The following is a 1,491-nucleotide window of genomic DNA, read 5'->3' as shown; positions in this document are numbered from 1 at the left end:
CGGCGACTCCACCGTCGACCCGGCGCAGGTCCGCCGCGGCCACTGGGCCGAGCTGGGCCTGGCCTTCCCGCCCGGCCGCTACGAGGAGGTCCCGGTGGCGCACGCGGCGCTGCTCGGCGCCCGGACGGCCGCCGTGCTGGCCCGCGAGTGCGTCCGGCTCCGCCGCCGGGAGACCGTCCACCCGGCGGGCGGCCCGGGCAGCGGCGTCTTCGACCTGTTCGAGCAGTACGAGCGCAGCTTCGCCCTGCTGGAGGACCAGCCGCACCTGTACGCGGTGCGCGAGGCGCTGTTCGTCCGGATGATCCGGCACTACCTGTTCGTCTTCGACCTGGCCGGCTGCGTCACCCGCGCCGAGCGGCCGCAGTTCTTCCACCGCGCCGCCGAGCACCACCGCCGCTTCCAGCCGCCCGGCCACCGCCGGCCGGGCGGCCGCGAGGGGATCAAGTTCTCGCTGCTGGCGGGCGGCGCGTACCCGGCCTTCGAGGTGGCCAAGCTCTCCCACATCGCGCGCGGCACGCTCACCGGGCGGAAGTAGCCGCGGCACCCCCACCCGGGTGAGCCGGGCGCCGCGCCCGGTACCGGTGCGGCGGCGCGGCTGCGATCATCGGCGGAGCCGTACTCCTGGGAGGTCCTGGTGAGCCGTCCGTCCGCCGTCCCCGGGGCCGAGTTGGCCCGTGAGCTGGCCGCCGTGCTGCGCGGCGAGGTCCTTTTCGGCGCCGCCGAGCGCACCGTCTACAGCCAGGACGCCTCCAACTACCGGCAGTTGCCGCTCGGCGTGGTCAAACCGGCCGACCTCGACGACGTGCGCACCGCGCTGGCGCTCTGCCGCGCCCACCGGGTGCCGGTGGTGGCGCGCGGGGCCGGGACGAGCATCGGCGGGCAGGCGATCGGCCCGGGCGCGGTGGTGCTGGACTTCCGCCGCCACCTCGGCGCGGTGCTGGAGGTCGATCCGGGGGCCCGCACCGCGCGCGTCCAGCCCGGCACCGTGCTGGACGACCTCCAGCGCGCCGCCCGGCCGTACGGGCTGCGCTTCGGGCCCGACCCGTCCACGCACAGCCGGTGCACCCTCGGCGGCATGATCGGCAACGACTCCTGCGGCTCCCACTCGCTCGCCTGGGGGCGCACCGCCGACAACGTCGAGCGGCTGGAGCTGCTGCTCGCGGACGGCACCGAGCTGACCGTCGGCGGGCGGCTCACCCCCGCGGAGCGCGCCGCGCTCGCCGAACTGCCCGGCCGGGTCGGCCAACTCCACACCGGGCTGCAGGAGTTCACCGACCGCAACCTCGCCGCCATCCGGCAGGGCATGCCGCGGCTGCCCCGCCGCACCTCCGGCTACCCGCTGGACGCGCTGCTGCCCGAGCAGGGCCACGACCTGGCCCGGGCGCTCGCCGGCACCGAGGGCACCTGCGCGCTGCTGCTCGGCGCCACCGTCCGCCTGGTCGAGGACCCGCCGGCCCGGGCCCTGGTGGTGGCCGGCTACCCCGACGAGGG

Annotated in this window: 1 protein-coding gene and 1 pseudogene; both read left to right on the top strand. The window is 77.3% G+C overall.

The features are described 5' to 3' along the window. A pseudogene (locus AE652_RS41230) lies at positions 1–535 on the top strand (hypothetical protein); the annotation flags it as partial. A 99-nt stretch (positions 536–634) separates the two neighbouring features. Further along, on the top strand, positions 635–1,491 hold an 857-nt coding region (locus AE652_RS41225; RefSeq protein ID WP_049661107.1), incomplete at its 3' end, for an FAD-binding oxidoreductase.

Source organism: Kitasatospora sp. MY 5-36, assembly GCF_001182915.1.
In the GTDB taxonomy this organism is placed as follows: Bacteria; Actinomycetota; Actinomycetes; order Streptomycetales; family Streptomycetaceae; genus Kitasatospora.
This window is presented reverse-complemented; position numbering and strand designations above follow the sequence as displayed.